The organism is Streptomyces sp. DH10 (genome assembly GCF_029813805.1).
Taxonomy (GTDB): domain Bacteria; phylum Actinomycetota; class Actinomycetes; order Streptomycetales; family Streptomycetaceae; genus Streptomyces; species Streptomyces coeruleofuscus.
Map to the genome: position 1 here is coordinate 25,803 of NZ_JARVKU010000030.1, position 25,911 is coordinate 51,713.

Consider the following 25,911-nt stretch of genomic DNA (forward strand, 5'->3'; position numbering starts at 1 on the left):
AATGAACCCGAAGCCGCCCACACCCAAGGACCACAGATGACCCGCGTGATCGCCGGCACGGCCGGCGGACGCCGCCTGGCCGTCCCGCCAGGTACAGGAACCCGCCCCACGTCGGACCGCGCCCGAGAGGGCCTCTTCTCCACCTGGCAGTCCCTCCTCGGCGGACCCCTGGAAGGCGAACGCGTCCTCGACCTCTACGCGGGATCAGGAGCCGTGGGCCTGGAGGCCCTCTCCCGAGGCGCGGGCCACGCCCTCCTCGTCGAGGCCGACGCGCGAGCGGCCCGCACGGTCCGCGACAACGTGAAGTCCCTCGGACTCCCCGGCGCCGAGGTCAGATCAGGCAAAGCGGAACAGATCATCCGCACGACACCCCCCGGCGACCCGTACGACCTCGTCTTCCTCGACCCGCCGTACGCCGTCACGGACGACGATCTTCGCGAGATCCTGCTCACACTCCGCTCGGAAGGCTGGCTCGGCGAAGAAGCCCTCGTCACCGTGGAGCGCAGCACCAGAGGCGGTGAATTCCGGTGGCCCGAGGGTTTCGAAGCCCTCCGGGCCCGTCGGTACGGCGAGGGAACGTTTTGGTACGGTCGCGCCGCCTCTACGTGCGAAGACGCACGATGACCGGACCGGAGAGCGAGGGATCACAAGTGCGCCGCGCCGTATGTCCCGGGTCGTTCGACCCGATCACCAACGGACACCTCGACATCATCTCCCGCGCCTCCAGGCTGTACGACGAGGTCTACGTCGCGGTGATGATCAACCAGTCGAAGAAGGGCCTGTTCGAGATCGATGAACGGATCGACCTGATCCGCCGGGTGACCGCCGAGTACGGCAACGTCCGCGTCGAGGCCTTCCACGGCCTGCTCGTCGACTTCTGCAAGCAGCGCGAGATCCCCGCCATCGTCAAGGGCCTGCGCGCGGTCAGCGACTTCGACTACGAGCTTCAGATGGCCCAGATGAACAACGGCCTCTCGGGCGTGGAGACCCTCTTCATCCCCACCAACCCCACCTACAGCTTCCTGTCGTCCTCCCTGGTCAAGGAGGTCGCGGCCTGGGGCGGCGACGTCTCCCACCTGGTCCCCGCGGAGGTCCTCCAGGTCCTCGGCGAGCGCCTGCGGAAGGCCTGAACGCGCCCCGGGCGCCCCACGGGAGCCTGACAGCCCGTCACCCGGTGTCCCCCAGGGATCCCGTGGCCGTACAGTCGTCCCGTCCGTCTCCAACGCATCTGTAGAGAGTGGCGAGCACACGGTGGACGTGCAGAAGAAGCTCGACGAGATCGTCGCCGCGGTCTCCGGCGCCCGGTCCATGCCCATGTCGGCCTCGTGCGTGGTCAACCGCGCCGAACTGCTCTCCATGCTGGAAGAGGTGCGCGCGGCGCTGCCCGGCTCCCTGGCCCAGGCGCAGGAGCTGATCGGCGACCGCGAGCAGATGGTCGAACAGGCCCGCCAGGAGGCCGAGCGGATCATCCAGAGCGCGCACGCCGAGCGCGGCTCCCTGATCTCCGACACCGAGATCGCCCGCCGCTCCCAGGCCGAGGCCGACCGGATCCTCGCCGAGGCCCGCCGGGAGGCCGAGGAGATCCGCGCCGAGGCCGACGATTACGTCGACTCCAAGCTCGCCAACTTCGAGGTCGTGCTCACCAAGACCCTGGGCTCGGTCGGCCGCGGCCGCGAGAAGCTCCTCGGGACCGGCCCCGGCACCGACGAGCAGGGCTACCAGGACGAGGACGCCCCCGAGCGCAGTCACGACCCGGAGACCCAGCGCCGCAGCGCCGACGAGTACGTCGACGTCAAGCTCGGCGCCTTCGAGGCGGTCCTCGCCAAGACCCTGGAGGCCGTCGGTCGCGGCCGGCAGAAGCTGCACGGCCGGATCGCCACCGATGACCTCGGCGCCCTCGCCGACGACACCGGCACCGTCCAGCACACCAGCGACGCCGACTACCTCGCCGGCCTGGCCGCCCTCCCGGAGGAGAAGCCCCCGGCCGAGCAGCAGGACTACGGCCAGCCGCAGCCTGCCTACGCCTATCAGCAGCAGCCCGACCCCTACGGCGGTTACCCGCAGCAGCAGCCGTACGCCGCCCAGCAGGACCAGTACGGCTACCAGGCCGATCCCTACGCCTACCAGGGCTACGACCCGCAGCAGGCCGCGTACGACCCGGCCCAGGCCCAGCAGCAGGGCCAACAGGAGCAGCAGCCGCAGCAGGGGCATCAGAGCTCCCAGAACAACCAGGGATACGCCCTGGACGAGACCAGCCTCTTCGACACCGGCATGATCAGCGCCGAGCAGCTCCGGGCCTATGAACAGGGCCGCGGCAACGGCTGAGCACCGGATTGGGCCGACAGGCAAAGGTCCAGTATCCTGGCTCTTCGGTCGCGCGTACGTCCGCGATCACCGCTGCCCGGGAACACCGAAGGGCGGCGTCCCCCTCAGCTCGGAAGACCGAAAGCAGGAATGGCCCTGAACGCCCGCCTCGACCACCGCAACCCCCTCGTGTTCGACACACACGAGCTGGGTCGGCGGCCCGGTGCGCTACAGCGCCTGACCCGCACGGTCGACGCTCCCAAGGACTTCGGCATCAAGGAAGTCGTCGGAGTGCCGGAAGGCGCCCCGGTGGAGCTCGAACTCCGTCTGGAGTCGGTCATGGAAGGGGTGCTCGTCACAGGCACCGCCCGTGCCGCCGCCGAGGGGGAGTGCGTAAGGTGTCTGGAGCCGCTTCAGCTCGACGTCGAAGCGGAGTTCCAGGAGATGTTCTCGTACCCTGACGCCGACGACCGGGGCCGCGTGATCGCGGAACCGGGCGACGACGCCGAGGACGACGAGGACAGGCTCTTCCTCGAGGACGGCCTGTTCGACCTCGAGCCCGTGCTGCGTGATGCGGTGGTGCTCGCACTGCCGATGCAGCCGGTGTGCCAGGAAGACTGCCCTGGTCTGTGTGCCGAGTGCGGCGCACGGCTGGCGGACGACCCGGACCACCACCATGACGCCGTCGACATCCGTTGGGCGGCATTGCAGGGACTCGCCGACACCATGTCGGACGGCGAGAAGGACGAGATGAGCGGCGCCGAACCGGGCGTCGACGAGAAGCAGGAGAAGTAGCCGTGGCTGTTCCGAAGCGGAAGATGTCGCGCAGCAACACGCGCCACCGCCGGTCGCAGTGGAAGGCTGCGGTCCCCACCCTGGTTGCGTGCGAGCGCTGCCACGAGCCCAAGCAGCAGCACATCGCGTGCCCCTCTTGCGGCACTTACAACAAGCGCCAGGTCCTCGAGGTCTGAGCGGCTGGTGAGAGGCACTGTGTCCACGCCTAAGAACAAGTCCTCCCGCGTGAGCGGGAGCGCAACGGCGGACAACCAGGCCTCGTCCCACACGCTTCTGGAAGGGCGGCTCGGCTACAAGGTCGAGTCCGCCCTTCTGGTGCGAGCACTGACCCACCGGTCGTACGCATACGAGAACGGCGGTCTGCCGACCAACGAGCGTTTGGAGTTCCTCGGGGACTCCGTGCTCGGCCTGGTCGTCACGGACACGCTGTACCGCACCCACCCCGACCTGCCTGAAGGCCAGCTGGCCAAGCTGCGGGCCGCGGTGGTGAACTCGCGTGCGCTTGCGGAGGTGGGGCGCGGGCTCGACCTGGGCTCCTTCATCCGGCTCGGCCGGGGTGAAGAGGGCACGGGTGGCCGGGACAAGGCGTCCATCCTCGCCGACACCCTCGAAGCGGTGATCGGCGCGGTCTACCTCGACCAGGGGCTGGACTCGGCGGCGGAGCTGGTGCACCGCCTGTTCGATCCCCTGATCGAGAAATCCTCCAACCTCGGAGCCGGCCTGGACTGGAAGACCAGTCTCCAGGAGCTCACCGCGACCGAAGGGCTCGGCGTGCCCGAGTACCTGGTCACGGAGACCGGCCCCGACCACGAGAAGACCTTCACTGCTGCCGCCCGCGTCGGAGGCGTCTCGTACGGCACCGGCACCGGCCGCAGCAAGAAGGAGGCGGAGCAGCAGGCCGCCGAGTCCGCGTGGCGGTCCATCCGGGCCGCGGCGGACGAGCGCGCCAAGGCGGCCAAGGCCGCAGAGGCGACGCAGACGGCGGCGGCTCAGGCCGCCCACACGGCCGTCGACGGCAGCGTCGACGGCTGACAGCCACCGCCCGGCGCCCCAGCCGGGCGGCCGGCACAGCCCAGCGCGTCCGAGCGCCCGCCCCTGCCGGGGCGGGCGCTCGGCCCATCCACCGGGTGCGAGGGGGAAGGATGTCGGGGGACGTCGTACAGGTGGTCGGGGAGATCACCCCCTACATCACAGCGGCGGCGGGCGCCTACGGCGTCGCCGTACTGGCCCGCACGCAGGACGAGGCCGCAAGCGCGACCGTCGCTCTGGGCCGACGGCTGGCGCAGCGGATCTTCGGCAGCCGCGCGGACGGCGAGGAACTGCCCGAAGCCCTCGCCGACGTGGTCGAGGAACCGGACGACCCGGATACCACCGCCGCGCTGCGCAAGGCCATCCGTAAGGCGCTCCTGGCCGACGAGGAACTGGCGGCCGACGTATGTGCGCTGCTGGGTCGAGCACCTGCCGCCACCCGTACCGGCGACGGCTCCCAGGTCGTCACCGGCAGTGTGATCGGCGGGGACAGCATCCAGATCGGCTCGGTCGGCGGCGACGTCCACTTCGGTCCCGCCGCCCGCGACTGACCTGGGAGAACGGATGGCGGCACGACCCGAGCGGAGCCGGGTGGAGCACTCGGCCGTCGGCAGGGACTTGTTCCAGTTAGGAGACGTCTCCGGTGACGTCACCCTGATCACCGGCCCCGAGGGAACCGTCCGCCTGCCTTCGGAGGAGCAGACCGGCACCGCTCCGCCTGCTCCGTCAGCCCTGGGGTGTGTCCGTGTCAGGGACGCCGACCCGATGAGGCTGGGGGTCCACCGCTCTATTCGCCTCACCGGCGCCGAGTCCACGGCATTACCCGCCTACGTACCCCGTGACCTGGACGATCGGGACGGTGGGGTGCGTCCGATGATCAGAGCGGCCGCACGGGACGGCGGATTCGTTCTCCTGGTGGGTGGCTCATCGGTCGGCAAGACCCGGTCGCTCCACGAGGCGATCCGCGCCCTGCTGCCCGACTGGTGGCTACTGCATCCTGCCGATGCCGGCAGGATCGCTCCCGTCGCGGACCAGTTGCCCGGCCGGCTGGTGATCTGGCTCGATGAACTACAGAATCACGTGTCCGGCACGCACCAGCTCACGGCGGCGACCGTCCGAGCCCTGCTGGCCCGGCCGGATCCCGTGGTGCTGGTGGGCACGCTCTGGCCGCACTACTACGACACCTGGACTGCGACACCCCTCTCCCCGACGGACGAGGACCGGCACCGCGCCGAGCGGGAACTGCTCAAGCTCGCGGAGACAGTGCACGTCAGCGCCGTTCTCAGCCCCGCCGAACGGGAACGCGCGGTCGCTCTCGCCGAGTCGGACGGCCGGCTGCGCGTGGCTCTGGAGTCCCAGGACTTCGGGTTGACCCAGGTCATCGCCGGGGCTCCGCAGCTCGTCCATCGGTGGGAGAACGCCGACCCATATGCCCGCGCCCTGATGACCGCGGCCGTGGACGCGACCCTCATGGGGGTCCAATCACCCATCCCGGAGGGCCTCCTGCGATCCGCCGCGCCGGGCTACTGCGGCCCCGCCCAACGGGCCGGCGCCCCGGACTGCTGGTTCGAGGAAGCGCTCGGCTACGCGACCGGACCGCTGCTGGGCGCCACCTCGGCTCTCGTCCCCGTCAGCCACGGCACAGCGATGGGGCGTCCCGACGGCTATCGGGTAGCCGACTACGTTCTGCACCACACCGGCCGGGCCCAACGTGCCGTACCCCCGCCGGAGACCTTCTGGCAGGCATGCGCCGAGCATCTCACCGACCGTGCGGATGTCGTCAGGACCGGAGCGGCCGCCGCCGCCCGGCAGCGCCTCGCTGCCGCCGTTCCCTTGTTGCGCAAGGCGGTCGAGGAGGGCTCCGTGTCCGCCATGTACGAGCTCGGTGAGGTGTACCACCGGTCGGGGGACGCGGCCGGTGCCCAGGAGATGGCCGACCGGCTGACGGCGTCCAGCGCCCCGGACGCCGCTCTGTACCGGACGATTCTGGCGGGCTGGGACTTCGAGGAACTGCTCGACCTGGCGGAGGCCGGCAACAAGTACGCGGTCGGCCATCTCATCGAGTACGGGGACCCCCAGCTGGCGATCGCACTGCTGCTGGACGATCTCGACCCGGACGACCTGTGGTCCTGGTACCGGCTGGCGCAGCTCTTCCATGACGAGGACGAGAACGAACGGGCCATCCCCATCCTGGAGATGCTCCACCGACGCGAGTACCCCGACGCCCTCCTGTTCCTCGCCGAGCTGCACAAGGAAGAGGGCAACGTCGAGCGGCTGTACGAGCTCGCGGAGGACGGTTACTACGACGCGGCCTGCTGTCTCGCCGACCTCCTCCACGAGAAGGGCCGAACGGACGAGGGCATCGAGATGCTCTGGGACTTCGTGGATCAGGGCAACGGCGAGGTCGACTTCATGCTGGCCCATCTGCTGGCGCAGAGCGGCGACGTCGGCACGTTGCTGGAGCGGGCGGCGGACGGGCATGCCGATGCGGCGCGGGAGGCGGCTCGGCTCCTGCGGGAGCGAGGTGACGTCGAGCAGGCGGTGGCGGTACTCACCCCGCACGCCGAGGAGGGTTCTTACGTGGGCGGGGACCTGGCCGAACTGCTGCGCGTCACCGGGCGGGTGGAGGACCTGCGGGCGCGCGCGGCGTCCGGTGACACCTACGCGGTGGGCGAGCTGACCAGACTGGCCATCGAGGAAGACGACCTCGACGAGGCCGTCTGGCTGCATGCCCTCGGAGGCCGCACAGCAGGCTTGTTCGACACCACGCGTGAGCTCGTGAACGCCCTCGTGGCGCGCGGCTTGACGGACAGGGCCGTCGCCCTCCTCTCCGGACCCGGCGGGGACACACCGGCCTACCAGCGACGCGACCTGCTCAAGAAACTCGGCCGGACCGAGGAGCTGCGCACGCTCATCGACCAGGGTGATCACCATGCCGTGTGGGATCTCGCCGAGGTGCTCCGGGCCCAGGGCCGAGCGGACGAGGCCGATGCCCTGCTGACCCGGGGTCTCACCGCCGACGGCCGGGTACTGCCGACCGGCCCGCCGGGCTGACGGTATGACCGCGCTACGCTGCGGACGCATGTCCGCGCGTTCAGGGATCGGAGCAGAAGGAGAGCCGTGCCCGAGTTGCCCGAGGTCGAGGTCGTACGGCGCGGTCTGGAACGGTGGGTCGCCCACCGGACCGTCGCCGAGGCCGAGGTGCTGCACCCGCGCGCCGTGCGCCGCCATGTCGAGGGCGCCGACGACTTCGCGCACCGTCTGAAGGGCCACCGCATCGGCGTCCCGAGCCGTCGCGGCAAGTACCTGTGGCTGCCGCTGGAGGACACGGACCAGTCGATCCTGGCCCACCTCGGCATGAGTGGCCAGCTGCTGGTCCAGCCGCAGACGGCCCCGGACGAGAAGCACCTGCGCATCCGCGTCCGCTTCACCGACGCCCTGGACACCGAGCTCCGCTTCGTCGACCAGCGCACCTTCGGCGGCCTGTCCCTGCACGACAACACCCCCGACGGCCTGCCCGACGTCATCGCCCACATCGCCCGCGACCCGCTCGACCCGCTCTTCGACGACGAGGCCTTCCACCGGGCGCTGCGCCGCAAGCGGTCCACGATCAAGCGGGCCCTGCTCGACCAATCGCTGATCAGCGGCGTCGGCAACATCTACGCGGACGAGGCCCTGTGGCGCGCCCGCATCCACTACGAACGCCCGACCGCGACCTTCACGCGCCCGCGCAGCCTGCTGCTCCTGGGTCATGTGCGGGACGTCATGAACGCGGCCCTGGCGGTGGGCGGCACCAGCTTCGACAGCCTGTACGTCAACGTCAACGGCGAGTCGGGGTACTTCGACCGGTCCCTCGACGCGTACGGCCGCGAGGGCCTGCCCTGCCGGCGCTGCGGCACCCCGATGCGCCGACGGCCCTGGATGAACCGGTCGAGCTACTACTGCCCGAAGTGCCAGCGGCCTCCGCGGATCACGCCCTAGCGGAGTCGTACCGCTCCCGCGCGGCCAGTACGTCGTCCATGCTGCCCTCCACGAAGTGGATCAGGGCGAGCAGCCGCTCGGCCACGCCGTGTCCCAGCGGCGTCAGTTCGTAGTCCACGCGGGGCGGGTTGGTCGGCTGCGCCTCGCGGTGCACCAGGCCGTCGCGCTCCAGCGCGTGCAGCGTCTGGGACAGCATCTTCTCGCTGACGCCGTCGACGCGGCGACGCAGCTCGTTGAAGCGGAGCGAGCCCTCGTACAGGGCGCCCAGCGTCAGCGCGCCCCAGCGGCCCGTGACGTGCTCCAGCGTGCCGCGCGAGGGGCAGACTCTGGCGAACACGTTGTACGGGAGGTCGTCCAGCCCCGCCGTGAGCTCCTGGGTGGTGGTCATATGCCCCAGCCTACGCCAGCGCAGCGCTGACCGACAGGTTGCGCTAACTTTTGGTTAGCGCTGACAGGGTCTAGTAGCCGAAGTTCTGGGTCCACCACGGGCCGCCCGACCCGAGCTCGACACCGACGCCCAGCGTCTTGAAGTCGCAGTTCAGGATGTTGGCGCGGTGGCCGGGGCTGTTCATCCAGGCGTCCATCACGGCCGCGGCGTCGGCCTGGCCGCGGGCTATGTTCTCCCCGCCGAGGTTGGATATCCCGGCCTTCTCGGCCCGGTCCCACGGCGTCCTGCCGTCCGGGTCGGTGTGGTCGAAGAAGCCCCTCGCGGCCATGTCCTCGCTGTAGTTCTGCGCCAGCTCGGTCAGCGCGCTGTTCGCGGCGACCGGGCTGCACCCCACCTGCGCCCGCTCCTCGTTCACGAGCTTGAGCACCTGGGCCGCGGCGGCGGACTCGCCGGAGAGGGCGGCGGACGCGCTGGGCTTCTGCGGCGCCTTCGTGGCCGTACGGGAGGGGGTGTTGTCCGGCTTCTCGCGGGGGGTGACCGCCGGCTTCTTCTTCTCCGGGGTCTTGTCCTGCGTTTCCTGCGTCTTCTCCGGCTTCTCGGGCGTCTTCGTCGGCGCGGCCGACGACTTCGAGGCGGACGGCGACGGCGAGAGGGAGCGCTCGGCGTCCCGGCTCGTGGGCGCGCCGTCCCGGCCGTCGGCGCTGCCGGTGGTGCCGCCCTGCTCGATCGGGCTGTTCGTCGGCGTGTCCCCGGCCTGCACCTTGTCGGCGCCGCCGTTGCCACCGCCGAGCTTGTAGTTCTCGAGGCCGGGCACCGCGCCCGTGGCGACCGCGACCGTGCCGAGGGCGACCGCCGCGGAGACGCCGAGCAGCCCGGTGCGCATCGGCCGCGCGGCCTTCTTCCGGCGGCGGTGCGAGCCCGAGCGCCGGGCGCCGCCGTCGGGCGTGAAGCCGTCGTCGGCGAAGACGGCCGTCTCGGCGGTCCGGGCGTCATGGCCGCCACCCGGCTCGGAGGCGCCCGTGGCGAACAGGTAGGCCTCGCTCTTCGCGTAGGTGCCGGCGTACGCCTCGGGGTTCAGGTAGGGCGCGATGCCCATCGTCGGGCCGTCACCCGCGGTGGAGTGCAGCGGGTCCTGGCCTGCCACGGAGCCGTCGGCGTGCGTGATTCCCGTGGCGCGGCCCGTGGCGGCGCGGCCGGCGGCGGAGCGTCGGTGGCGTCCCATGTCCTGGCCTTCCTCGTCCTGGCGGTCGACTCGTCCTCGAGATCAACACCAAACTCACGCGATCGTGTGAGTTTCATATGAGATTCGTTGGGTGGGGACGGTACCGCATGGCGCAAGTGGAGGAAGTGTCCGGAGGGAAGATCGGGCGGTTAGGTTGCCGTCATGAGCGAGGATGTGCGACTGGTCGCCTGGGTGCGTGGACGCGTCCAAGGTGTGGGTTTCCGCTGGTTCACACGGGCCAAGGCCCTGGAGATCGGCGGCCTGAGTGGTTTTGCTCTCAATTTGGGCGACGGACGCGTCCAAGTGGTCGCGGAGGGCGCGCGAGAGGGCTGTGAAGGCTTGCTGGAGTGGCTCCGGAGTGACGACACGCCCGGCCGCGTGGACGGCGTCACCGAGATCTGGGACACACCGCGTGGCGGCTACGAGGGCTTCGCCATCCGCTGATGCCAGACCGCCGGGCGGCCCCGGGGCCGCCCGCGGACCGGTCGCCGAAGGCCGTCCAGGACGGAAACTTGCTGGTGATTGCAAGAATCACTTGCCTTGGCAGGCCGCACACGCAAGGATGATCGTCACGCCCCGAGGGCCCCGCAGAAGCCGCAGCACCGCCGTTTCAGGCCGTGCGCGCCCGGGTCGTCCGCCAATACGGGGCGTGATCGTGTTGACCGTCAAACTTTTTGGTGAGACGCTGAAAGCACCCCGCGCACCTAGCTGTTTGGCATGGCTGAACGGCAGCACAACTCCAGGCCCTGCCAAGACTGCGGGTGCGGAATCCCTCACGACCCACACCGCATCGGTCGGTCACTCATTGTGGAGGACCATCCATCATGGCAAAGGCGCTTCTCGGTTACGTCGGCGGCTCCGACCCTCGACTCCTCGCCGAGATGCGACGGCTCCAGCAGCGCGTCCAGGACCTGGAATCCGAACTCGTACGGATCCAGGCCGAGAACGAGGCGCTGACGGCTGCCGCTTCTCACGACAGGATCATGGAGAGCGTTGACGCACACCAGGCGGAGCCTGCGCTCACCTGATCACTGCACCGCTCCACAACAGCACGGCAGTGGTCGGGCCGCCCGTCATAACCGCTGAGTTGTCAGAAGTGCAAGGGACGCCGTAGGCGTCCCTTCTTTCTTGCCCCCGCATCCTTTCACCGTCTTTAACGTCTGGTCTGCCCTGTGCGTTCAGTGGCGAAACCGTGGGTTCATGGAGTGAGATGAACCCGAGCGGTAGAGTCCGGCGGCGTGCACCTCAAGGCCCTGACCCTCCGCGGGTTCAAGTCGTTCGCCTCGGCGACCACACTCCGGTTCGAGCCGGGGATCACGTGCGTCGTCGGACCGAACGGCTCGGGCAAGTCCAACGTCGTCGACGCGCTCAGCTGGGTCATGGGCGAGCAGGGCGCCAAGTCGCTGCGCGGCGGCAAGATGGAGGACGTCATCTTCGCCGGCACCACCGGCCGCCCTCCGCTGGGCCGCGCCGAGGTGTCCCTGACCATCGACAACTCCGACGGGGCCCTGCCCATCGAGTACGCCGAGGTCACCATCACGCGGATCATGTTCCGCAACGGCGGCAGCGAGTACCAGATCAACGGCGACACCTGCCGCCTCCTCGACATCCAGGAACTGCTCTCCGACTCCGGCATCGGCCGCGAGATGCACGTCATCGTCGGACAGGGCCAGCTCGACTCCGTGCTGCACGCCGACCCCATGGGCCGCCGTGCCTTCATCGAGGAGGCCGCCGGCGTCCTCAAGCACCGCAAGCGCAAAGAAAAGGCGCTGCGCAAGCTGGACGCGATGCAGGCCAACCTCGCGCGCGTGCAGGACCTCACCGATGAACTCAGACGCCAGCTCAAGCCCCTCGGCCGCCAGGCCGCCGTCGCGCGCCGGGCCGCCGTCATCCAGGCCGACCTGCGCGACGCCCGGCTGCGCCTGCTGGCCGACGACCTCGTCCGGCTCCGGGAAGCCCTGAAGGCGGAGGTCGCCGACGAGGCCGCACTGAAGGAACGCAAGGAGGCCGCCGAGCAGGAGCTGCGCAAGGCTCTCCAGCGGGAAGCGCTCCTGGAGGACGAGGTACGGCAGCTCACGCCGCGCCTCCAGCGCGCCCAGCAGACCTGGTACGAGCTCTCGCAGCTCGCCGAACGGGTGCGCGGCACGATCTCGCTGGCCGACGCCCGCGTGAAGAGCGCCACCTCCGCGCCCCCCGAGGAACGGCGCGGCCGCGACCCGGAGGACATGGAGCGCGAGGCCGCCCGCATCCGCGAGCAGGAGGCCGAGCTGGAAGCGGCCCTGGAGGCGGCCGAACGCGCCCTGGAGGACACGGTCGCCCACCGCGCCGAGCTGGAACGCGCCCTGACCCAGGAGGAACGGCGCCTCAGGGACGCCGCCCGCGCCATCGCCGACCGGCGCGAGGGACTGGCCCGGCTCAGCGGCCAGGTCAACGCGGCCCGCTCCCGCGCCGCCTCCGCCCAGGCCGAGATCGAACGCCTGGCCGCCGCCCGCGACGAGGCGCGGGAACGTGCCGTCGCCGCGCAGGAGGAGTACGAGGCACTCAAGGCCGAGGTCGACGGCCTCGACGCCTCGGACGCCGAACTCGCCGAGCAGCACGAGGCCGCGAAGCAGCAGCTCGCCGAGGCCGAGGCCGCCCTCACGGCAGCCCGCGAGGCGACCACGGCGGCGGAACGCAGTCGCGCCGCGACCCAGGCCCGCCACGAGGCCCTGGCGCTCGGCCTGCGCCGCAAGGACGGCACCGGAATACTGCTCGCGGCGAAGGACCGTCTCTCCGGCATCCTCGGCCCGGCGGCGGAACTCCTGACGGTGACCCCGGGCTATGAAGTCGCCCTCGCGGCTGCCTTCGGAGCCGCGGCGGACGCGATCGCGGTGACGAGCCCGTCTTCGGCAGCGGACGCGATCAGACTCCTGCGCAAACAGGACGGAGGCCGGGCGACTCTGCTCCTGGCCGGAGACGCTCACCCCAGGGGCGCGGGGAACGGCGCGAGCGGCCACAACGGTCCCGCAGACGCACGACACCCCTTCGCCGCCGACCTGGTCCGCGGCCCCGCCGACCTCATGCCCGCCGTCCGACGGCTGCTCCACGGCATCGTCGTCGTCAGCACCCTCGAAGACGCCGAAGACCTCGTCTACGCCCACCCCGACCTCACCGCTGTGACGGCCGAGGGCGACCTCCTCGGCGCCCACTTCGCCCACGGCGGCTCCGCCGGTGCCCCCAGCCTCCTCGAAGTACAGGCGTCCGTCGACGAGGCCGCCGCCGAGCTGGAAGAGCTGGCCGTGCGCTGCGAGGAGCTGGCCGAGGTCCAGCAGGAGGCCGTCGAGCGGCGCAAGGAGTGCGCCGCGCTGGCCGAGGAACTGGGGGAGCGGCGCCGGGCCGCCGACCGGGAGAAGTCCGCCGTCGCCCAGCAGCTCGGCCGGCTCGCCGGGCAGGCGCGGGGCGCGGCGGGGGAGGCCGAGCGGTCCACCGCCGCCGCGGCCCGGGCACAGGAGGCCCTCGACCGGGCACTCGCGGAGGTCGAGGAACTCGCCGAGCGGCTCGCCGTCGCCGAGGAGATGCCGATCGAGGAGGAGCCCGACACCTCCGTACGGGACCGGCTCGCCGCCGACGGGGCCAACGCCCGCCAGACGGAGATGGAGGCCCGCCTCCAGGTCCGTACGCACGAGGAACGGGTGAAAGGGCTGGCCGGACGGGCCGACTCCCTGGACCGGGCCGCCCGCGCGGAGCGCGAGGCACGCGCGCGTGCCGAGCAGCGGCGGGCCCGGCTGCGGCACGAGGCGGCCGTCGCCGAGGCCGTCGGCTCGGGTGCCCGGCAGCTGCTCGCGCACGTCGAGGTCTCCCTCGCCCGCGCCGATGAGGAACGCACCGCCGCCGAGGCCGCCAAGGCCCGCCGCGAACAGGAGCTCGCCCGCGCCCGCACCGAGGGGCGCGATCTCAAGTCCGAACTCGACAAGTTGACGGATTCGGTCCACCGCGGCGAGGTACTCGGCGCCGAGAAGCGGCTGCGGATCGAGCAGCTGGAGACCAAGGCGCTGGAGGAGCTGGGTGTCGAACCGGCGGGGCTGGTGGCGGAGTACGGACCGCAGCAGCTCGTGCCGCCCTCGCCCCCCGCCGAGGGCGAGGAGCTGCCGGAGGACCCGGAGCACCCGCGCAACCGGCCCAGGCCGTTCGTCCGGGCCGAGCAGGAGAAGCGCCTGAAGGCCGCCGAACGCGCCTACCAGCAGCTCGGCAAGGTGAACCCGCTCGCCCTGGAGGAGTTCGCGGCGCTGGAGGAACGTCACCAGTTCCTCAGCGAGCAGCTGGAGGACCTCAAGAAGACGCGGGCGGATCTCCTCCAGGTGGTGAAGGAGGTCGACGAGCGCGTCGAGCAGGTCTTCACCGAGGCCTACCGGGACACGGCCCGGGAGTTCGAGGGCGTCTTCAGCCGGCTGTTCCCGGGTGGTGAGGGGCGGCTGATCCTGACCGACCCCGACAACATGCTCACCACGGGCGTGGACGTCGAGGCCCGGCCGCCGGGCAAGAAGGTCAAGCGGCTGTCGCTGCTCTCCGGCGGGGAGCGGTCGCTGACCGCCGTGGCGCTGCTGGTGTCGATCTTCAAGGCCCGGCCCAGCCCGTTCTACGTCATGGACGAGGTCGAGGCCGCACTGGACGACACCAACCTCCAGCGGCTCATCCGGATCATGCAGGAGCTCCAGGAAGCCTCCCAGCTGATCGTGATCACCCACCAGAAGCGCACGATGGAGGTCGCCGACGCGCTCTACGGCGTCTCCATGCAGGGCGACGGTGTGTCGAAGGTCATCAGCCAGCGCCTCCGCTAGATGAGTGTGCTCTACACCTGCCTCACCTGCGACTCTCCATGACTTCAACACTTGAACACATCACTGACACATTCCCGCCTCAGATTCACAGCTACTGATCTATTGACTTCGAAACTTGAAGGCATAGTCTCGGCAACGTTCCTTTTACCTTCAGGTACCTTCAGGTGGCACCTCGAAGGCTGATTCGCTCCGGCAGCGTTGCCGGTGGCCCGAGGAGTACACGTGACCAGCACAGCGCAGGCATCCAGGTCAGGAGCCAGGACGGCTCATCCCGATCATCTCGGGCACGTCATCTTCATCGCGGCGGCGGCCGCGATGGGCGGTTTCCTCTTCGGCTACGACAGTTCCGTGATCAACGGCGCCGTCGAGGCCATCCGCGACCGCTACGACGTCGGCTCCGCAGCCCTGGCCCAGGTCATCGCCATCGCCCTCATCGGCTGCGCCGTCGGCGCCGCGACCGCCGGCCGTATCGCCGACCGCATCGGCCGCATCCGGTGCATGCAGATCGCCGCCGTCCTCTTCACCGTCAGCGCCGTCGGCTCCGCGCTGCCCTTCGCGCTGTGGGACCTCGCCTTCTGGCGCGTCGTCGGCGGCTTCGCCATCGGCATGGCCTCCGTGATCGGCCCGGCCTACATCGCCGAGGTCGCCCCGCCCGCCTACCGCGGCCGGCTCGGCTCCTTCCAGCAGGCCGCGATCGTCATCGGCATCGCCGTGTCGCAGCTGGTCAACTGGGGTGTGCTGAACGCCGCCGACGGCGACCAGCGCGGCAAGCTGATGGGCCTGGAGGCCTGGCAGGTCATGCTCGGCGTCATGGTCGTCCCGGCGGTCCTCTACGGGCTGCTCTCCTTCGTCATCCCGGAGTCCCCGCGCTTCCTCATCTCCGTCGGCAAGCATGAGCGCGCCCGGGAGATCCTCACCGAGGTCGAGGGCAAGGACGTCGACCTGGACGCCCGTGTCACCGAGATAGAGCACGCCATGAAGAGCGAGCACAAGTCCAGCTTCAAGGACCTGCTCGGCGGCAGCTTCTTCTTCAAGCCGATCGTCTGGATCGGCATCGGCCTGTCGGTCTTCCAGCAGTTCGTCGGCATCAACGTCGCGTTCTACTACTCCTCGACGCTGTGGCAGTCGGTCGGCGTCGACCCGACGGACTCGTTCTTCTACTCGTTCACCACGTCGATCATCAACATCGTCGGCACCGTGATCGCGATGATCTTCGTCGACCGCGTCGGCCGCAAGCCGCTGGCCCTCATCGGCTCGGTCGGCATGGTGATCGGTCTAGCGCTGGAGGCCTGGGCGTTCTCCTACGACCTGGTCGACGGCCAGCTGCCCGCCACCCAGGGCTGGGTCGCCCTGATCGCCGCGCACATGTTCGTGCTCTTCTTCGCCCTGAGCTGGGGTGTGGTCGTCTGGGTCTTCCTCGGCGAGATGTTCCCGAACCGGCTCCGCGCCGCCGCCCTGGGCGTGGCCGCCGCCGCGCAGTGGATCGCCAACTGGGCCATCACCGCGAGCTTCCCGTCGCTGGCCGACTGGAACCTGTCCGCGACCTACGTGATCTACACCGCGTTCGCCGCGCTCTCCATCCCGTTCGTCCTGAAGTTCGTCAAGGAGACGAAGGGCAAGGCGCTGGAGGAGATGGGCTGAGCCCGTCCCGCACACTCGGGGAGAAGGGCCAAAGTCCCCGCTGCCCCTCTCCCCGTAACCCGCCGTCGCCCCGGTTCGGCCACTGCCCGAGCCGGGGCGGCGGTCTCTTGTGTCACCGGCGCCGCCCCGATCACCGGGGCCGCTCTCCCCAGGCCCGGCAGCACCTGCTCGCAGAACAGGTGCAGGCTCCGCCACCCCTCCTCCACCGGCATGCCGCCCGCCAGCGGATGCAGGACGAAGGAGTCCAGCCCCAGCCCCGCACACTGCTCCGGCGTGAGGATCCGGTACACGCCCTCCGCACGCAGGTCCTCGACCGTCGTCGCCGCCGACTTCACCGCCGAGCGCACGCCGCCCGACTGCCAGGAGGCGTACGTCCGCGCCTCGTGCAGGAAGTGCTCCCCGTGCTCCGCCCAGGCCCGGTCCGGATCCTCGGCCACATGCAGCAGCGGTGTCTCGGCGGCGGGCATCATCACCCAGCCCTCGGTGCCGTACTCGACGAGCCGTTCCTTGTAGTACGCCTCCAGCTCCGGCAGGTGCGCGCTGGGGAAGAAGGGCAGGCCGAGCCGTGCGGCCCGGCGGGCGGCGGCCTTGGAGGAGCCGCCGACCAGGAGCAGCGGGTGAGGCTCGGTGTACGGGCGCGGAGTGATGCGGACCGTGCGGCCACGGTAGGAGAAGGGCTCGCCCGTCCAGGCCTTCAGCAGCGTCTCCAGCAGCTCGTCCTGGAGCCGCCCGCGCCGGGCGAAGTCCACGCCGAACAGGTCGTACTCCTCGGGCCGGTACCCGATCCCGGCGACCGTCACCAGCCGGCCGCCGCTCAGCAGGTCCAGCACGGCGATCTCCTCGGCGAGCCGCAGCGGGTCGTGCAGCGGGCCGATGACCGCCGAGACGGTGACCGCGACACGCCGGGTCGCGCCGAAGACCGCCCCCGCGAAGGCGAACGGCGACGGCAGCCAGTTGTTGTCGGCCCCGTGGTGCTCCTCCGTCTGCACGGTGGTCACGCCCCGGTCGTCGGCGTACGAGGCCATCTCCAGGGCCGCCCGGTACCGGGCGGCGAGCTCGGCGGGGGTGGCCCCGGGAGCGACGAGGTTGAAGCGTACGACCGAGACGGGCATGGGACGTCTCCCTTCACCGGGCGGGTGTCCGGAGGACGTTAGCTGACGGGGCGTCAGACATCCAGGGGTGTGGAGATCCGGCGGCCCTTGTCCCGGGAGGGCGGTGCGAGCAGCGTGCCCCGGGGCCCCATGACTGATACTGGACGCGTTATGGACATCGTCATCCTTGCTGTAGTCATCGCCGTGGTCGTGCTCGGCGCGCTCGGCGGGCTCATCGTCGGCAGCCGGCGCAAGAAGCAGCTGCCCCCGCCCCCGCCCGCAGCGCCCGACATCACCGCCCCACCGGCCGAGCCGCACGTCGGCGACGAGGCCGAGACGCCGCGGGAGGAACCGCGGCGCACGATAGAGGAGGTGGATCTCCCGGACGGCTCGGCTCCGGTCGTCGTCGAGGAGCCGCCCACCGAGGCCCCCGAGATCGAGGTCCCGGAGCCCACGGCCGGCCGCCTGGTCCGGCTGCGGGCCCGGCTCTCCCGCTCGCAGAACGCTCTCGGCCAGGGCCTGCTGACCCTGCTGTCGCGCGAGCACCTCGACGACGACACCTGGGAGGAGATCGAGGACACCCTGCTCACCGCCGATGTCGGCGTGCAGCCCACCCAGGAACTCGTCGAGCGTCTGCGCGAGCGGGTGAGGGTCCTCGGCACCCGCACCCCCGAGGAACTGCGCACCCTGCTGCGTGAGGAACTGATCACGCTGGTCGGCCGGGACATGGACCGCACGGTCAAGACCGAGCCGGAGGACCGCAAGCCGGGCATCGTCCTGGTCGTCGGCGTGAACGGCACCGGCAAGACCACCACCACCGGCAAGCTCGCCCGTGTCCTGGTGGCCGACGGTCAGAGCGTCGTCCTCGGCGCCGCCGACACCTTCCGGGCCGCCGCCGCCGACCAGCTCCAGACCTGGGGCGAGCGCGTCGGGGCCTACACCGTGCGCGGACCGGAGGGCGGCGACCCGGCCTCCGTCGCCTTCGACGCGGTCAAGGAGGGCAAGGAGATGGGCGCGAACGTCGTGCTCATCGACACCGCCGGCCGCCTGCACACCAAGACCGGCCTGATGGACGAGCTCGGCAAGGTCAAGCGGGTCGTGGAGAAGCAGGCCCCGGTGGACGAGGTGCTGCTCGTGCTCGACGCCACCACCGGCCAGAACGGCCTGGTCCAGGCCCGGGTCTTCGCCGAGGTCGTCGACATCACCGGCATCGTCCTCACCAAGCTGGACGGCACGGCCAAGGGCGGCATCGTGGTCGCGGTCCAGCGCGAGCTGGGCGTCCCGGTCAAGCTGGTCGGGCTGGGCGAGGGTGCGGACGACCTGGCGCCGTTCGAGCCGGAGGCGTTCGTTGACGCCCTTATCGGAGAGTGAGCTGCGGACAACATCGGAGCGTGGGCTCCTGACGTCCGTATACAGCAGGGAAGCGCCCGCCCCCGAGGTGCAGTCGGGGTCGGGCGCTTCGCTGTGCGGGGCGCTGTCCCAGGGCTCTTATGCCCGTGACCCAGTGCCCTAGGCCCGTGACCGGTGCGCTACATACGCCAGCGTGCCCAGGACCAGGCGGGCCTCCGGTGGCCTGGATGCCGAGTCCAGGGCGGGGGAGCGCAGCCAGCACACCGGGCCGAGACCGGCGTGGTCCGAGGGCGGTGCCGTGATGTGCGCGCCGGGGCCGAAGCCGCGCAGGTCGAGGGCGGCCGGGTCGTCCCAGCCCATGCGGTAGAGGAGGCCGGGCAGGTCGGCGGCGGCGCCGGGGGCCACGAAGAAGTGGGCGCGGCCGTCCGGGGTGACCGCGACGGGCCCGACGGGCAGGCCCATGCGCTCCAGCCGGGCCAGCGCGCGGCAGCCGGCGGGTTCCGCCACCTCGATGACGTCGAACGCCCGGCCGACCGGCAGCATCACCGAGGCGCCGGGGAACTCGCCCCAGGTCTCGGTCACCTCGTCCAGCGTCGCCCCGGCGGGGATCACAGGAGCGAAGTCCAGCGGATGCGCGCCCGGCGCCGGGCAGTCACGGCGGCCGCAGGAGCAGGCGCCCGCCGCGGCCCGGGCGCCCGGCACCACGTCCCAGCCCCACAGACCGGTGTACTCGGCCACGGCGGTGCCGTCCGACGTGCGGCCGCGGCGGCGTGAGCCGGTCCGGATGTCGCGCATGCCCCGGCTGATGCCGATCGTGAAGCCCATGCCCCCTCCAACGGGTCCGGCCCACCGCTGGTTACGCAGCGGACGCGAGACGTGACTCTCTGTTCCCGCCTTCCCGACGGCGAACGGTTCACTCGGCGCCCTGAAGTGCCCACGGTGGTGTGTCTGGCGACACGCGCCCCCGAGTGCATCGCTGCACCCGCTCCCGGGCGGCCTGTGTCAAGTGAATCGCGGTGACGCGCGGGTGGGTTCATTCGTTGGGGTGGCGAATGGTGGCGTTTCCGTGTGAGCCGTGGCTGGACGGGTGATCGTAGGATTACTTTGTGTGCACGAGTCCTGGGGGCACATGCGCTCGTGGGTATGCCGGAGGCAAGTCGGTATTCCGTTCGAAGGGTGACAAGGGCCGGACGGACGGCCGTACGAACCGGCATGCTGATAGGCCTTGGCGCACTCGGCGACAAGTGGTCTCAGGGATGGGGGCGTTCCAGTGAGCGGCAACGGCGGAAGCGGGACGAACGCTGCGAACGCGACGCACACTGACAAGCGCCCGAACGAGCTGCTCACCTCCTGGTTCGTGCGCAGCGGCTGGTCCAAGGGCGAGCTGGCCCGCCAGGTCAACCGCAGGGCACGCCAGCTGGGCGCCAACCACATCTCCACGGACACCTCGCGCGTGCGCCGCTGGCTCGACGGCGAGAACCCCCGCGAGCCGATCCCCAGGATCCTGTCCGAGCTGTTCTCGGAGCGCTTCGGCGTCGTCGTCTCCGTCGAGGACCTGGGGCTGCGCACCGCGCGCCAGTCCCCCTCCGCGACCGGCGTCGACCTGCCCTGGACGGGCCCGCAGACCGTGGCCCTGCTCAGCGAGTTCTCGCGCAGCGACCTGATGCTGGCGCGGCGCGGCTTCCTCGGGAGCTCGCTGGTCCTGTCTGCGGGCCCGGCCCTCATCGAGCCCATGCAGCGCTGGCTCGTCCCCTCGCCCCCGGCCCCGCGGTCGGAGCCCGACCTCGCGGCCGGCCCCTCCGGGCGGGCCCGCGGCCGGCTCTCCAAGCCGGAGCTGGACCTGCTGGAGTCCACGGCCGTGATGTTCCGGCAGTGGGACGCCCAGTGCGGCGGCGGCCTGCGCCGCAAGGCGGTCGTCGGCCAGCTGCACGAGGTGACGGACCTGCTCCAGGAGCCCCAGCCCGAGGCCACCACCCGGCGCCTGTTCAAGGTCGCCGCCGAACTCGCCGAGCTGGCCGGCTGGATGTCGTACGACATCGGGCTCCAGCCGACCGCGCAGAAGTACTTCGTCCTCGCGCTGCACGCCGCGAAGGAGGCCGGTGACCGGCCCCTCGGTTCGTACGTGCTGTCCAGCATGAGCCGGCAGATGATCCACCTCGGCCGGCCCGACGACGCGCTGGAGCTGATCCACCTCGCGCAGTACGGCAGCCGGGACTGCGCGAGCCCGCGCACCCAGTCGATGCTGTATGCGATGGAGGCCCGCGCCTACGCCAACATGGGCCAGCCCGGCAAGTGCAAGCGGGCGGTCCGGATGGCCGAGGACACCTTCGCCGAGGCCGACGAGTGGGACGAGCCCGACCCCGACTGGATCCGCTTCTTCTCCGAGGCCGAGCTGTACGGGGAGAACTCGCACTCGTACCGCGACCTTGCCTATGTCGCCGGCCGCAGCCCGACGTACGCCTCGCTGGCCGAGCCCCTGATGAAGCGGGCCGTGGAGCTCTTCGCCGAGGACGGCGAGCACCAGCGGTCGTACGCGCTGAACCTGATCGGCATGGCCACGGTGAACCTCCTCCAGCGCGAGCCCGAGCAGTGCACGGTCTTCGCCTCCCAGGCCATGCAGGTCGCCAAGAAGGTCCGCTCCGAGCGGGTCAACACTCGTATCCGAAAGACGGTCGACTCGGCCGCGCGCGACTTCGGTGACCTCGGTGAGGTCGTCGACCTCACCGAGCGGCTGGCCGCAGAGCTGCCCGAGACGGCCGAGGCGGTCTGAGCCCGGCTCTCCGGGCATCTGCCCGCCCCCTGAACCCCGGCCGCGGCCGGCCCTCCCGAACTGCCCGACTCGGCTCCCCCCGTGCCAGGTCATCGGAGGGCCGACCGCGGCCGGACCCGCTTCCGCGCGGAAGATTGCGTCACGATAACGATCGACGCGCCCACTATCCGGCAGTTCATCGAGGCGTAACACAGAGAGCGCCTTCGTCACGGCGGCGAAACAACGAGGGGCTTCCACCGAAACCGCGCTGCGCCAATCTCGTGGCGCATAACCGGCCCACCCCTCATTCCGCTCAAGGCTTCGCCCGCACGGGGCCGTACCAACGACGAGGAGACGCCGATGGCACCAGCCATCACCCTTGCCGCAGAAGCACCCAAGCTGTCTGCCGCCAACACAGGGTTCATGCTCATCTGTTCCGCCCTGGTGATGCTCATGACCCCGGGCCTGGCCTTCTTCTACGGAGGCATGGTCCGCGTCAAGAGCACCCTGAACATGCTGATGATGAGCTTCATCAGCCTTGGGATCGTCACCATCCTGTGGGTGCTGTACGGCTTCTCCATGGCGTTCGGCACCGACTCCGGCAGCCTCATCGGCTGGAACTCCGACTGGGTCGGCCTCGGCAACATCGGCCTGACCGAGCTGTGGCCCGGCTACACCATTCCGGTGTTCGTGTTCCTGGTCTTCCAGCTGATGTTCGCGATCATCACACCCGCCCTGATCAGTGGTGCCCTCGCCGACCGCGTGAAGTTCAGCGCCTGGGCGCTGTTCATCACCCTGTGGGCCACGGTCGTCTACTTCCCGGTCGCGCACTGGGTCTGGGGCGCCGGCGGCTGGGCCTTCGAGCTGGGTGTGATCGACTTCGCCGGTGGTACGGCGGTCCACATCAACGCCGGTGCCGCCGCGCTCGGCGTGATCCTGGTCATCGGCAAGCGCGTCGGCTTCAAGAGGGACCCGATGCGCCCGCACAGCCTGCCGCTGGTCATGCTCGGCGCCGGTCTGCTGTGGTTCGGCTGGTTCGGCTTCAACGCCGGCTCGTGGCTCGGCAACGACGACGGTGTCGGCGCGCTGATGTTCGTCAACACGCAGGTCGCCACCGCCGCCGCCATGCTGGCCTGGCTCGCCTACGAGAAGATCCGCCACGGCGCGTTCACCACGCTGGGCGCCGCCTCCGGCGCGGTCGCCGGTCTGGTCGCCATCACCCCGGCCGGCGGCGCGGTCACCCCGCTCGGCGCGATCGCCGTCGGCGTCATCGCCGGTGTGCTGTGCGCCATGGCCGTCGGCCTGAAGTACAAGTTCGGCTACGACGACTCTCTCGACGTCGTCGGTGTCCACCTGGTCGGCGGTGTCGTCGGCTCGCTGCTGATCGGCTTCTTCGCCAGCGGCAAGGGCCAGTCCGAGGTCGAGGGCCTCTTCTACGGCGGCGGCCTGACCCAGTTCTGGAAGCAGTGCGCCGGTGTCTTCGCGGTGCTCGCCTACTCGCTGATCGTCTCCGCGCTCCTCGCCTTCATCCTCGACAAGACCATGGGTATGCGGGTCACCGAGGACGATGAGGTCGCCGGCATCGACCAGGCCGAGCACGCCGAGACCGCATACGACTTCAGCGGCGCCGGTGGCGGTGCCGCCAAGACCGCCGCCGTCGCGGCCGCCGTGGCCGGAGCCGAGAGCAAGAAGGTGGACGCATGAAGCTCATCACCGCCGTCGTGAAGCCGCACCGGCTCGACGAGATCAAGGAGGCCCTCCAGGCCTTCGGCGTGCACGGCCTGACGGTCACCGAGGCCAGCGGCTACGGTCGGCAGCGGGGCCACACCGAGGTCTACCGCGGTGCCGAGTACACCGTCGACCTGGTCCCGAAGATCCGCATCGAGGTCCTGGTCGAGGACGACGACGCCGAGCAGCTGATCGACGTCGTGGTCAAGGCGGCCCGCACCGGCAAGATCGGTGACGGCAAGGTCTGGTCCATCCCGGTCGACACGGCCGTACGGGTCCGGACCGGCGAGCGCGGCCCCGACGCGCTCTGAGGCAGGCAAACAGAACAGGAGTCGCTGGGTGACGGGTACGGACGTGCAGAAGGAAGCAGAGGACTCGGGACCCAGCGGCTACGCGGCGGCCCGGCTGCGCCTCCTCAACGAGGAGGCGCGGTCCGGGCCGCCGCGCCGTGCGGCCCTGGCCGAACTCACCGACGACTGGCTCACCGGCCTGTTCACCGCGGGCTCGGAGGGGCTGCGCGGGGTCTCCCTGGTCGCCGTAGGCGGTTACGGACGCGGAGAACTCTCCCCGCGCAGCGACCTCGACCTGCTCCTGCTGCACGACGGCAGCGACCCCAAGGCGGTCGCCGCCCTCGCCGACCGGCTCTGGTACCCCGTGTGGGACCTGGGCCTGGCCCTCGACCACTCCGTCCGCACGCCCGCCGAGGCCCGCAAGACCTCCGGCGAGGACCTCAAGGTGCAGCTCGGCCTGCTGGACGCCCGGCACCTCGCCGGTGACCTCGGCCTCACGGCCGGGCTGCGTACGGCCGTGCTGGCCGACTGGCGCAACCAGGCGCCCAAACGCCTCCCCGAACTCCAGGAGCTGTGCGCGGAACGCGCCGAGCGCCAGGGCGAGTTGCAGTACCTCCTGGAACCCGACCTGAAGGAGGCCCGCGGCGGGCTGCGCGATGCCACCGCCCTGCGCGCCGTCGCCGCCTCCTGGCTCGCCGACGCCCCGCGCGAGGGCCTCGCCGACGCCCGGCGCCGGCTCCTCGACGTCCGGGACGCACTGCACCTGGCCACCGGGAGGGCGACCGACCGGCTCGCGCTCCAGGAGCAGGACCAGGTGGCCGCCGAGCTCGGCCTGCTCGACGCGGACACGCTGCTGCGGCAGGTCTACGAAGCGGCGCGGCTCATCTCGTACGCCAGTGACGTCACCTGGCGTGAGGTGGGGCGCGTGCTGCGATCGCGCGCCGTGCGGCCCAGGCTGCGCGCCATGCTGGGCGGCGGGAAACCGACCGCCGAGCGTTCTCCGCTGGCCGAAGGCGTCGTGGAGCAGGACGGCGAGGTGGTGCTCGCCCGTGCCGCACGCCCCGAGCGCGACCCCGTACTGCCGCTGCGCGCCGCGGCCGCCGCCGCACAGGCCGGACTCCCGCTCTCCCTGCACGCCGTACGGCGCATGGCGGCCACCGTGCGCCCGCTGCCCACACCCTGGCCCGCCGAGGCACGCGAACAGCTCGTCACCCTGCTCGGCTCCGGCCGCCCGACCATCGAGGTCTGGGAGGCGCTGGAGGCCGAGGGGCTGATCACGCGGCTGCTGCCGGACTGGGAGCGGGTGCGCTGCCGCCCGCAGCGCAACGCCGTGCACATCTGGACCGTGGACCGGCATCTCATCGAGACCGCCGTGCGCGCCTCCGAGTTCACCCGCCGCGTCAGCCGCCCCGACCTGCTGCTGGTCGCCGCGCTGCTGCACGACATCGGCAAGGGCTGGCCCGGCGACCACTCGGTGGCCGGCGAGATCATCGCCAAGGACGTGGCCGCCCGCGTCGGCTTCGACCGCCACGACGTGACGGTCGTCGCCACCCTCGTCCGGCACCACCTGCTGCTCGTCGAGACCGCCACCCGGCGTGACCTGGAGGACCCGGCCACCGTGCGCTCGGTCGCCGAGGCCGTCGGCTCCCAGGGCACCCTGGAACTGCTGCACGCGCTCACCGAGGCCGACGCCCTGGCCACCGGCCCGGCCGCCTGGTCGTCCTGGCGCGGTTCGCTCGTCGCCGACCTGGTCGAGCGGGTCTCGGCGGTGCTCGCCGGGGACGTCCCGGCCGACCCCGAGGACGCGGCGCCGACCGCCGAGCAGGAGCGGCTCGCCATCGAGGCGGTCGCGACGGGCAGCCCGGTCCTCTCCCTGCGGGCGCAGACCGAGCCGCCCGCCGGGCAGGAGCCCTCCGGCGACCCCGAGCCGCTCGGCGTGGAACTGCTCATCGCCGTGCCCGATCAGCCGGGTGTGCTGCCCGCGGTGGCCGGTGTCCTCGCCATGCACCGGCTGACCGTGCGAACGGCGGAGCTGCGGTCCCTGACCCTCCCGGACGGTGTCGACGGCACCGTCCTGCTGCTGGACTGGCGGGTCGCCGCCGAGTACGGCTCCCTGCCGCAGGCCGCCCGCCTCCGCGCCGACCTCGTGCGGGCGCTGGACGGCTCCCTGGACATCGCCGGCCGCCTCGCCGAACGGGACGCGGCCTATCCGCGCCGCCGGGGCGTGGTGGCCCCGCCGCCCCGGGTGTCGGTCCACCCGGCCGCCTCCCGGCTGGCCACCGTCATCGAGGTCCGCTCCCAGGACGCCCCGGGCCTGCTGTTCCGCATTGGCCGCGCCCTGGAGGACGCGAGCGTGCAGATGCGCAGCGCGCACGTCTCGACGCTCGGCGCGAACGCCGTGGACGCCTTCTACGTCACCGGTCCCGAGGGCGCGCCGCTGCCCGGCGACGAGGCCGAGTCGGTGGCGCGGAAGCTGGAGGAGACCCTGCGTGGGTGAGGGCGACCCGGCGACTTGTCACGCCGGGA

At 71.2% G+C, this 25,911-nt stretch carries 21 protein-coding genes and 1 pseudogene; 18 read left to right on the plus strand and 4 right to left on the minus strand.

All coding sequences use genetic code 11. The features are described from left to right. The first annotated feature begins 36 nt into the window (after window positions 1–36). From rsmD to mutM, 9 genes are all read left to right on the plus strand, one after another. A complete protein-coding gene (gene rsmD / locus QC385_RS39085; protein ID WP_279546175.1) occupies window positions 37–624 on the plus strand; it encodes a 16S rRNA (guanine(966)-N(2))-methyltransferase RsmD in 588 nt (195 codons plus the stop codon). 26 nt (window positions 625–650) lie between these two features. Beyond that, window positions 651–1,130, plus strand: coding sequence for a pantetheine-phosphate adenylyltransferase (coaD, locus tag QC385_RS39090; protein WP_279546176.1), 480 nt, complete (start codon window positions 651–653; stop codon window positions 1,128–1,130). Window positions 1,131–1,251: 121 nt separating this feature from the next. Next, window positions 1,252–2,325, plus strand: a complete 1,074-nt coding sequence (locus QC385_RS39095) for an ATP synthase F0 subunit B (RefSeq protein ID WP_279546177.1) — start codon at window positions 1,252–1,254, stop codon at window positions 2,323–2,325. 129 nt (window positions 2,326–2,454) lie between these two features. Further along, window positions 2,455–3,099 carry a YceD family protein gene (locus QC385_RS39100; protein WP_279546178.1) on the plus strand — a complete coding sequence of 215 codons (645 nt, stop codon included), beginning with the start codon at window positions 2,455–2,457 and terminating at the stop codon, window positions 3,097–3,099. 2 nt (window positions 3,100–3,101) lie between these two features. After that, entirely contained in the window at window positions 3,102–3,275 is a 174-nt protein-coding gene (rpmF, locus tag QC385_RS39105) for a 50S ribosomal protein L32 (RefSeq protein ID WP_003951102.1), read from the plus strand. 19 nt (window positions 3,276–3,294) lie between these two features. Further along, window positions 3,295–4,131 carry a ribonuclease III gene (gene rnc / locus QC385_RS39110; protein WP_373304907.1) on the plus strand — a complete coding sequence of 279 codons (837 nt, stop codon included), beginning with the start codon at window positions 3,295–3,297 and terminating at the stop codon, window positions 4,129–4,131. 110 nt (window positions 4,132–4,241) lie between these two features. Beyond that, window positions 4,242–4,679 carry a hypothetical protein gene (locus tag QC385_RS39115; RefSeq protein WP_279546179.1) on the plus strand — a complete coding sequence of 146 codons (438 nt, stop codon included), beginning with the start codon at window positions 4,242–4,244 and terminating at the stop codon, window positions 4,677–4,679. A 322-nt stretch (window positions 4,680–5,001) separates the two neighbouring features. Then, window positions 5,002–7,182 carry a tetratricopeptide repeat protein gene (locus QC385_RS39120; protein WP_279546180.1) on the plus strand — a complete coding sequence of 727 codons (2,181 nt, stop codon included), beginning with the start codon at window positions 5,002–5,004 and terminating at the stop codon, window positions 7,180–7,182. Window positions 7,183–7,248: 66 nt separating this feature from the next. Then, window positions 7,249–8,109 carry a bifunctional DNA-formamidopyrimidine glycosylase/DNA-(apurinic or apyrimidinic site) lyase gene (gene mutM / locus QC385_RS39125; protein ID WP_279546181.1) on the plus strand — a complete coding sequence of 287 codons (861 nt, stop codon included), beginning with the start codon at window positions 7,249–7,251 and terminating at the stop codon, window positions 8,107–8,109. Here the strand turns inward: mutM and QC385_RS39130 are convergent. Beyond that, on the minus strand, window positions 8,099–8,497 hold the full coding sequence (locus tag QC385_RS39130; RefSeq protein WP_279546182.1) for a winged helix-turn-helix transcriptional regulator: 399 nt from the start codon (window positions 8,495–8,497) through the stop codon (window positions 8,099–8,101). The two genes, mutM and QC385_RS39130, sit on opposite strands and share 11 nt — an antisense overlap. A gap of 70 nt (window positions 8,498–8,567) precedes the next feature. Beyond that, on the minus strand, window positions 8,568–9,719 hold the full coding sequence (locus QC385_RS39135; protein ID WP_279546183.1) for a CAP domain-containing protein: 1,152 nt from the start codon (window positions 9,717–9,719) through the stop codon (window positions 8,568–8,570). A gap of 162 nt (window positions 9,720–9,881) precedes the next feature. On the opposite strand from QC385_RS39135, the gene QC385_RS39140 reads away from it, so the two are divergent. From QC385_RS39140 to QC385_RS39155, 4 genes are all read left to right on the plus strand, one after another. Then, complete coding sequence (locus QC385_RS39140; protein WP_059421923.1) at window positions 9,882–10,163, plus strand: acylphosphatase; 282 nt, start codon at window positions 9,882–9,884, stop codon at window positions 10,161–10,163. A gap of 380 nt (window positions 10,164–10,543) precedes the next feature. Next, complete coding sequence (locus tag QC385_RS39145; protein WP_003993245.1) at window positions 10,544–10,747, plus strand: hypothetical protein; 204 nt, start codon at window positions 10,544–10,546, stop codon at window positions 10,745–10,747. A 210-nt stretch (window positions 10,748–10,957) separates the two neighbouring features. Beyond that, window positions 10,958–14,536 (plus strand): chromosome segregation protein SMC, encoded by a 3,579-nt coding sequence (gene smc / locus QC385_RS39150; RefSeq protein WP_279546184.1) that lies wholly within the window; start codon window positions 10,958–10,960, stop codon window positions 14,534–14,536. Window positions 14,537–14,758: 222 nt separating this feature from the next. Further along, window positions 14,759–16,177, plus strand: a complete 1,419-nt coding sequence (locus tag QC385_RS39155; protein ID WP_279546185.1) for a sugar porter family MFS transporter — start codon at window positions 14,759–14,761, stop codon at window positions 16,175–16,177. A 149-nt stretch (window positions 16,178–16,326) separates the two neighbouring features. On the opposite strand, the pseudogene QC385_RS39160 reads toward QC385_RS39155, so the two are convergent. After that, window positions 16,327–17,289, minus strand: a pseudogene (locus QC385_RS39160) (LLM class flavin-dependent oxidoreductase); the annotation flags it as partial. A gap of 150 nt (window positions 17,290–17,439) precedes the next feature. Between QC385_RS39160 and ftsY the strand changes: the two are divergent. After that, window positions 17,440–18,639: a signal recognition particle-docking protein FtsY gene (gene ftsY, locus QC385_RS39165; RefSeq protein WP_279546186.1), complete on the plus strand. Its 1,200-nt coding sequence runs from the start codon at window positions 17,440–17,442 to the stop codon at window positions 18,637–18,639. Window positions 18,640–18,777: 138 nt separating this feature from the next. Here the strand turns inward: ftsY and QC385_RS39170 are convergent, their stop codons facing one another. Beyond that, the gene (locus tag QC385_RS39170) at window positions 18,778–19,443 is read right to left on the minus strand and encodes a bifunctional DNA primase/polymerase (protein WP_279546187.1); all 666 of its coding nucleotides are present in this window, start codon (window positions 19,441–19,443) and stop codon (window positions 18,778–18,780) included. Between the two features lie 445 nt (window positions 19,444–19,888). On the opposite strand from QC385_RS39170, the gene nsdA reads away from it, so the two are divergent. From nsdA to QC385_RS39190, 4 genes are all read left to right on the plus strand, one after another. Next, entirely contained in the window at window positions 19,889–21,388 is a 1,500-nt protein-coding gene (nsdA, locus tag QC385_RS39175; RefSeq protein ID WP_279546188.1) for a transcriptional repressor NsdA, read from the plus strand. A gap of 339 nt (window positions 21,389–21,727) precedes the next feature. Then, complete coding sequence (locus tag QC385_RS39180; protein ID WP_279546189.1) at window positions 21,728–23,071, plus strand: ammonium transporter; 1,344 nt, start codon at window positions 21,728–21,730, stop codon at window positions 23,069–23,071. Beyond that, window positions 23,068–23,406 carry a P-II family nitrogen regulator gene (locus tag QC385_RS39185; RefSeq protein ID WP_003993253.1) on the plus strand — a complete coding sequence of 113 codons (339 nt, stop codon included), beginning with the start codon at window positions 23,068–23,070 and terminating at the stop codon, window positions 23,404–23,406. The genes QC385_RS39180 and QC385_RS39185 overlap by 4 nt, the downstream gene beginning before the upstream one ends. Before the next feature lie 28 nt (window positions 23,407–23,434). Next, window positions 23,435–25,882 carry a [protein-PII] uridylyltransferase gene (locus QC385_RS39190; protein ID WP_279546191.1) on the plus strand — a complete coding sequence of 816 codons (2,448 nt, stop codon included), beginning with the start codon at window positions 23,435–23,437 and terminating at the stop codon, window positions 25,880–25,882. Window positions 25,883–25,911: the final 29 nt, after the last annotated feature.

Coding starts and splice junctions, on each gene's coding strand:
- QC385_RS39115 (WP_279546179.1), top strand. CDS start 4,242: ATGTCGGGGGACGTCGTACAGGTGGTCGGGGAGATCACCCCCTACATC.
- QC385_RS39145 (WP_003993245.1), top strand. CDS start 10,544: ATGGCAAAGGCGCTTCTCGGTTACGTCGGCGGCTCCGACCCTCGACTC.
- QC385_RS39180 (WP_279546189.1), top strand. CDS start 21,728: ATGGCACCAGCCATCACCCTTGCCGCAGAAGCACCCAAGCTGTCTGCC.
- QC385_RS39100 (WP_279546178.1), top strand. CDS start 2,455: ATGGCCCTGAACGCCCGCCTCGACCACCGCAACCCCCTCGTGTTCGAC.
- QC385_RS39185 (WP_003993253.1), top strand. CDS start 23,068: ATGAAGCTCATCACCGCCGTCGTGAAGCCGCACCGGCTCGACGAGATC.
- QC385_RS39170 (WP_279546187.1), bottom strand. CDS start 19,443: ATGGGCTTCACGATCGGCATCAGCCGGGGCATGCGCGACATCCGGACC.
- QC385_RS39120 (WP_279546180.1), top strand. CDS start 5,002: ATGATCAGAGCGGCCGCACGGGACGGCGGATTCGTTCTCCTGGTGGGT.
- QC385_RS39140 (WP_059421923.1), top strand. CDS start 9,882: ATGAGCGAGGATGTGCGACTGGTCGCCTGGGTGCGTGGACGCGTCCAA.
- ftsY (WP_279546186.1), top strand. CDS start 17,440: ATGGACATCGTCATCCTTGCTGTAGTCATCGCCGTGGTCGTGCTCGGC.
- rsmD (WP_279546175.1), top strand. CDS start 37: ATGACCCGCGTGATCGCCGGCACGGCCGGCGGACGCCGCCTGGCCGTC.
- QC385_RS39130 (WP_279546182.1), bottom strand. CDS start 8,497: ATGACCACCACCCAGGAGCTCACGGCGGGGCTGGACGACCTCCCGTAC.
- QC385_RS39135 (WP_279546183.1), bottom strand. CDS start 9,719: ATGGGACGCCACCGACGCTCCGCCGCCGGCCGCGCCGCCACGGGCCGC.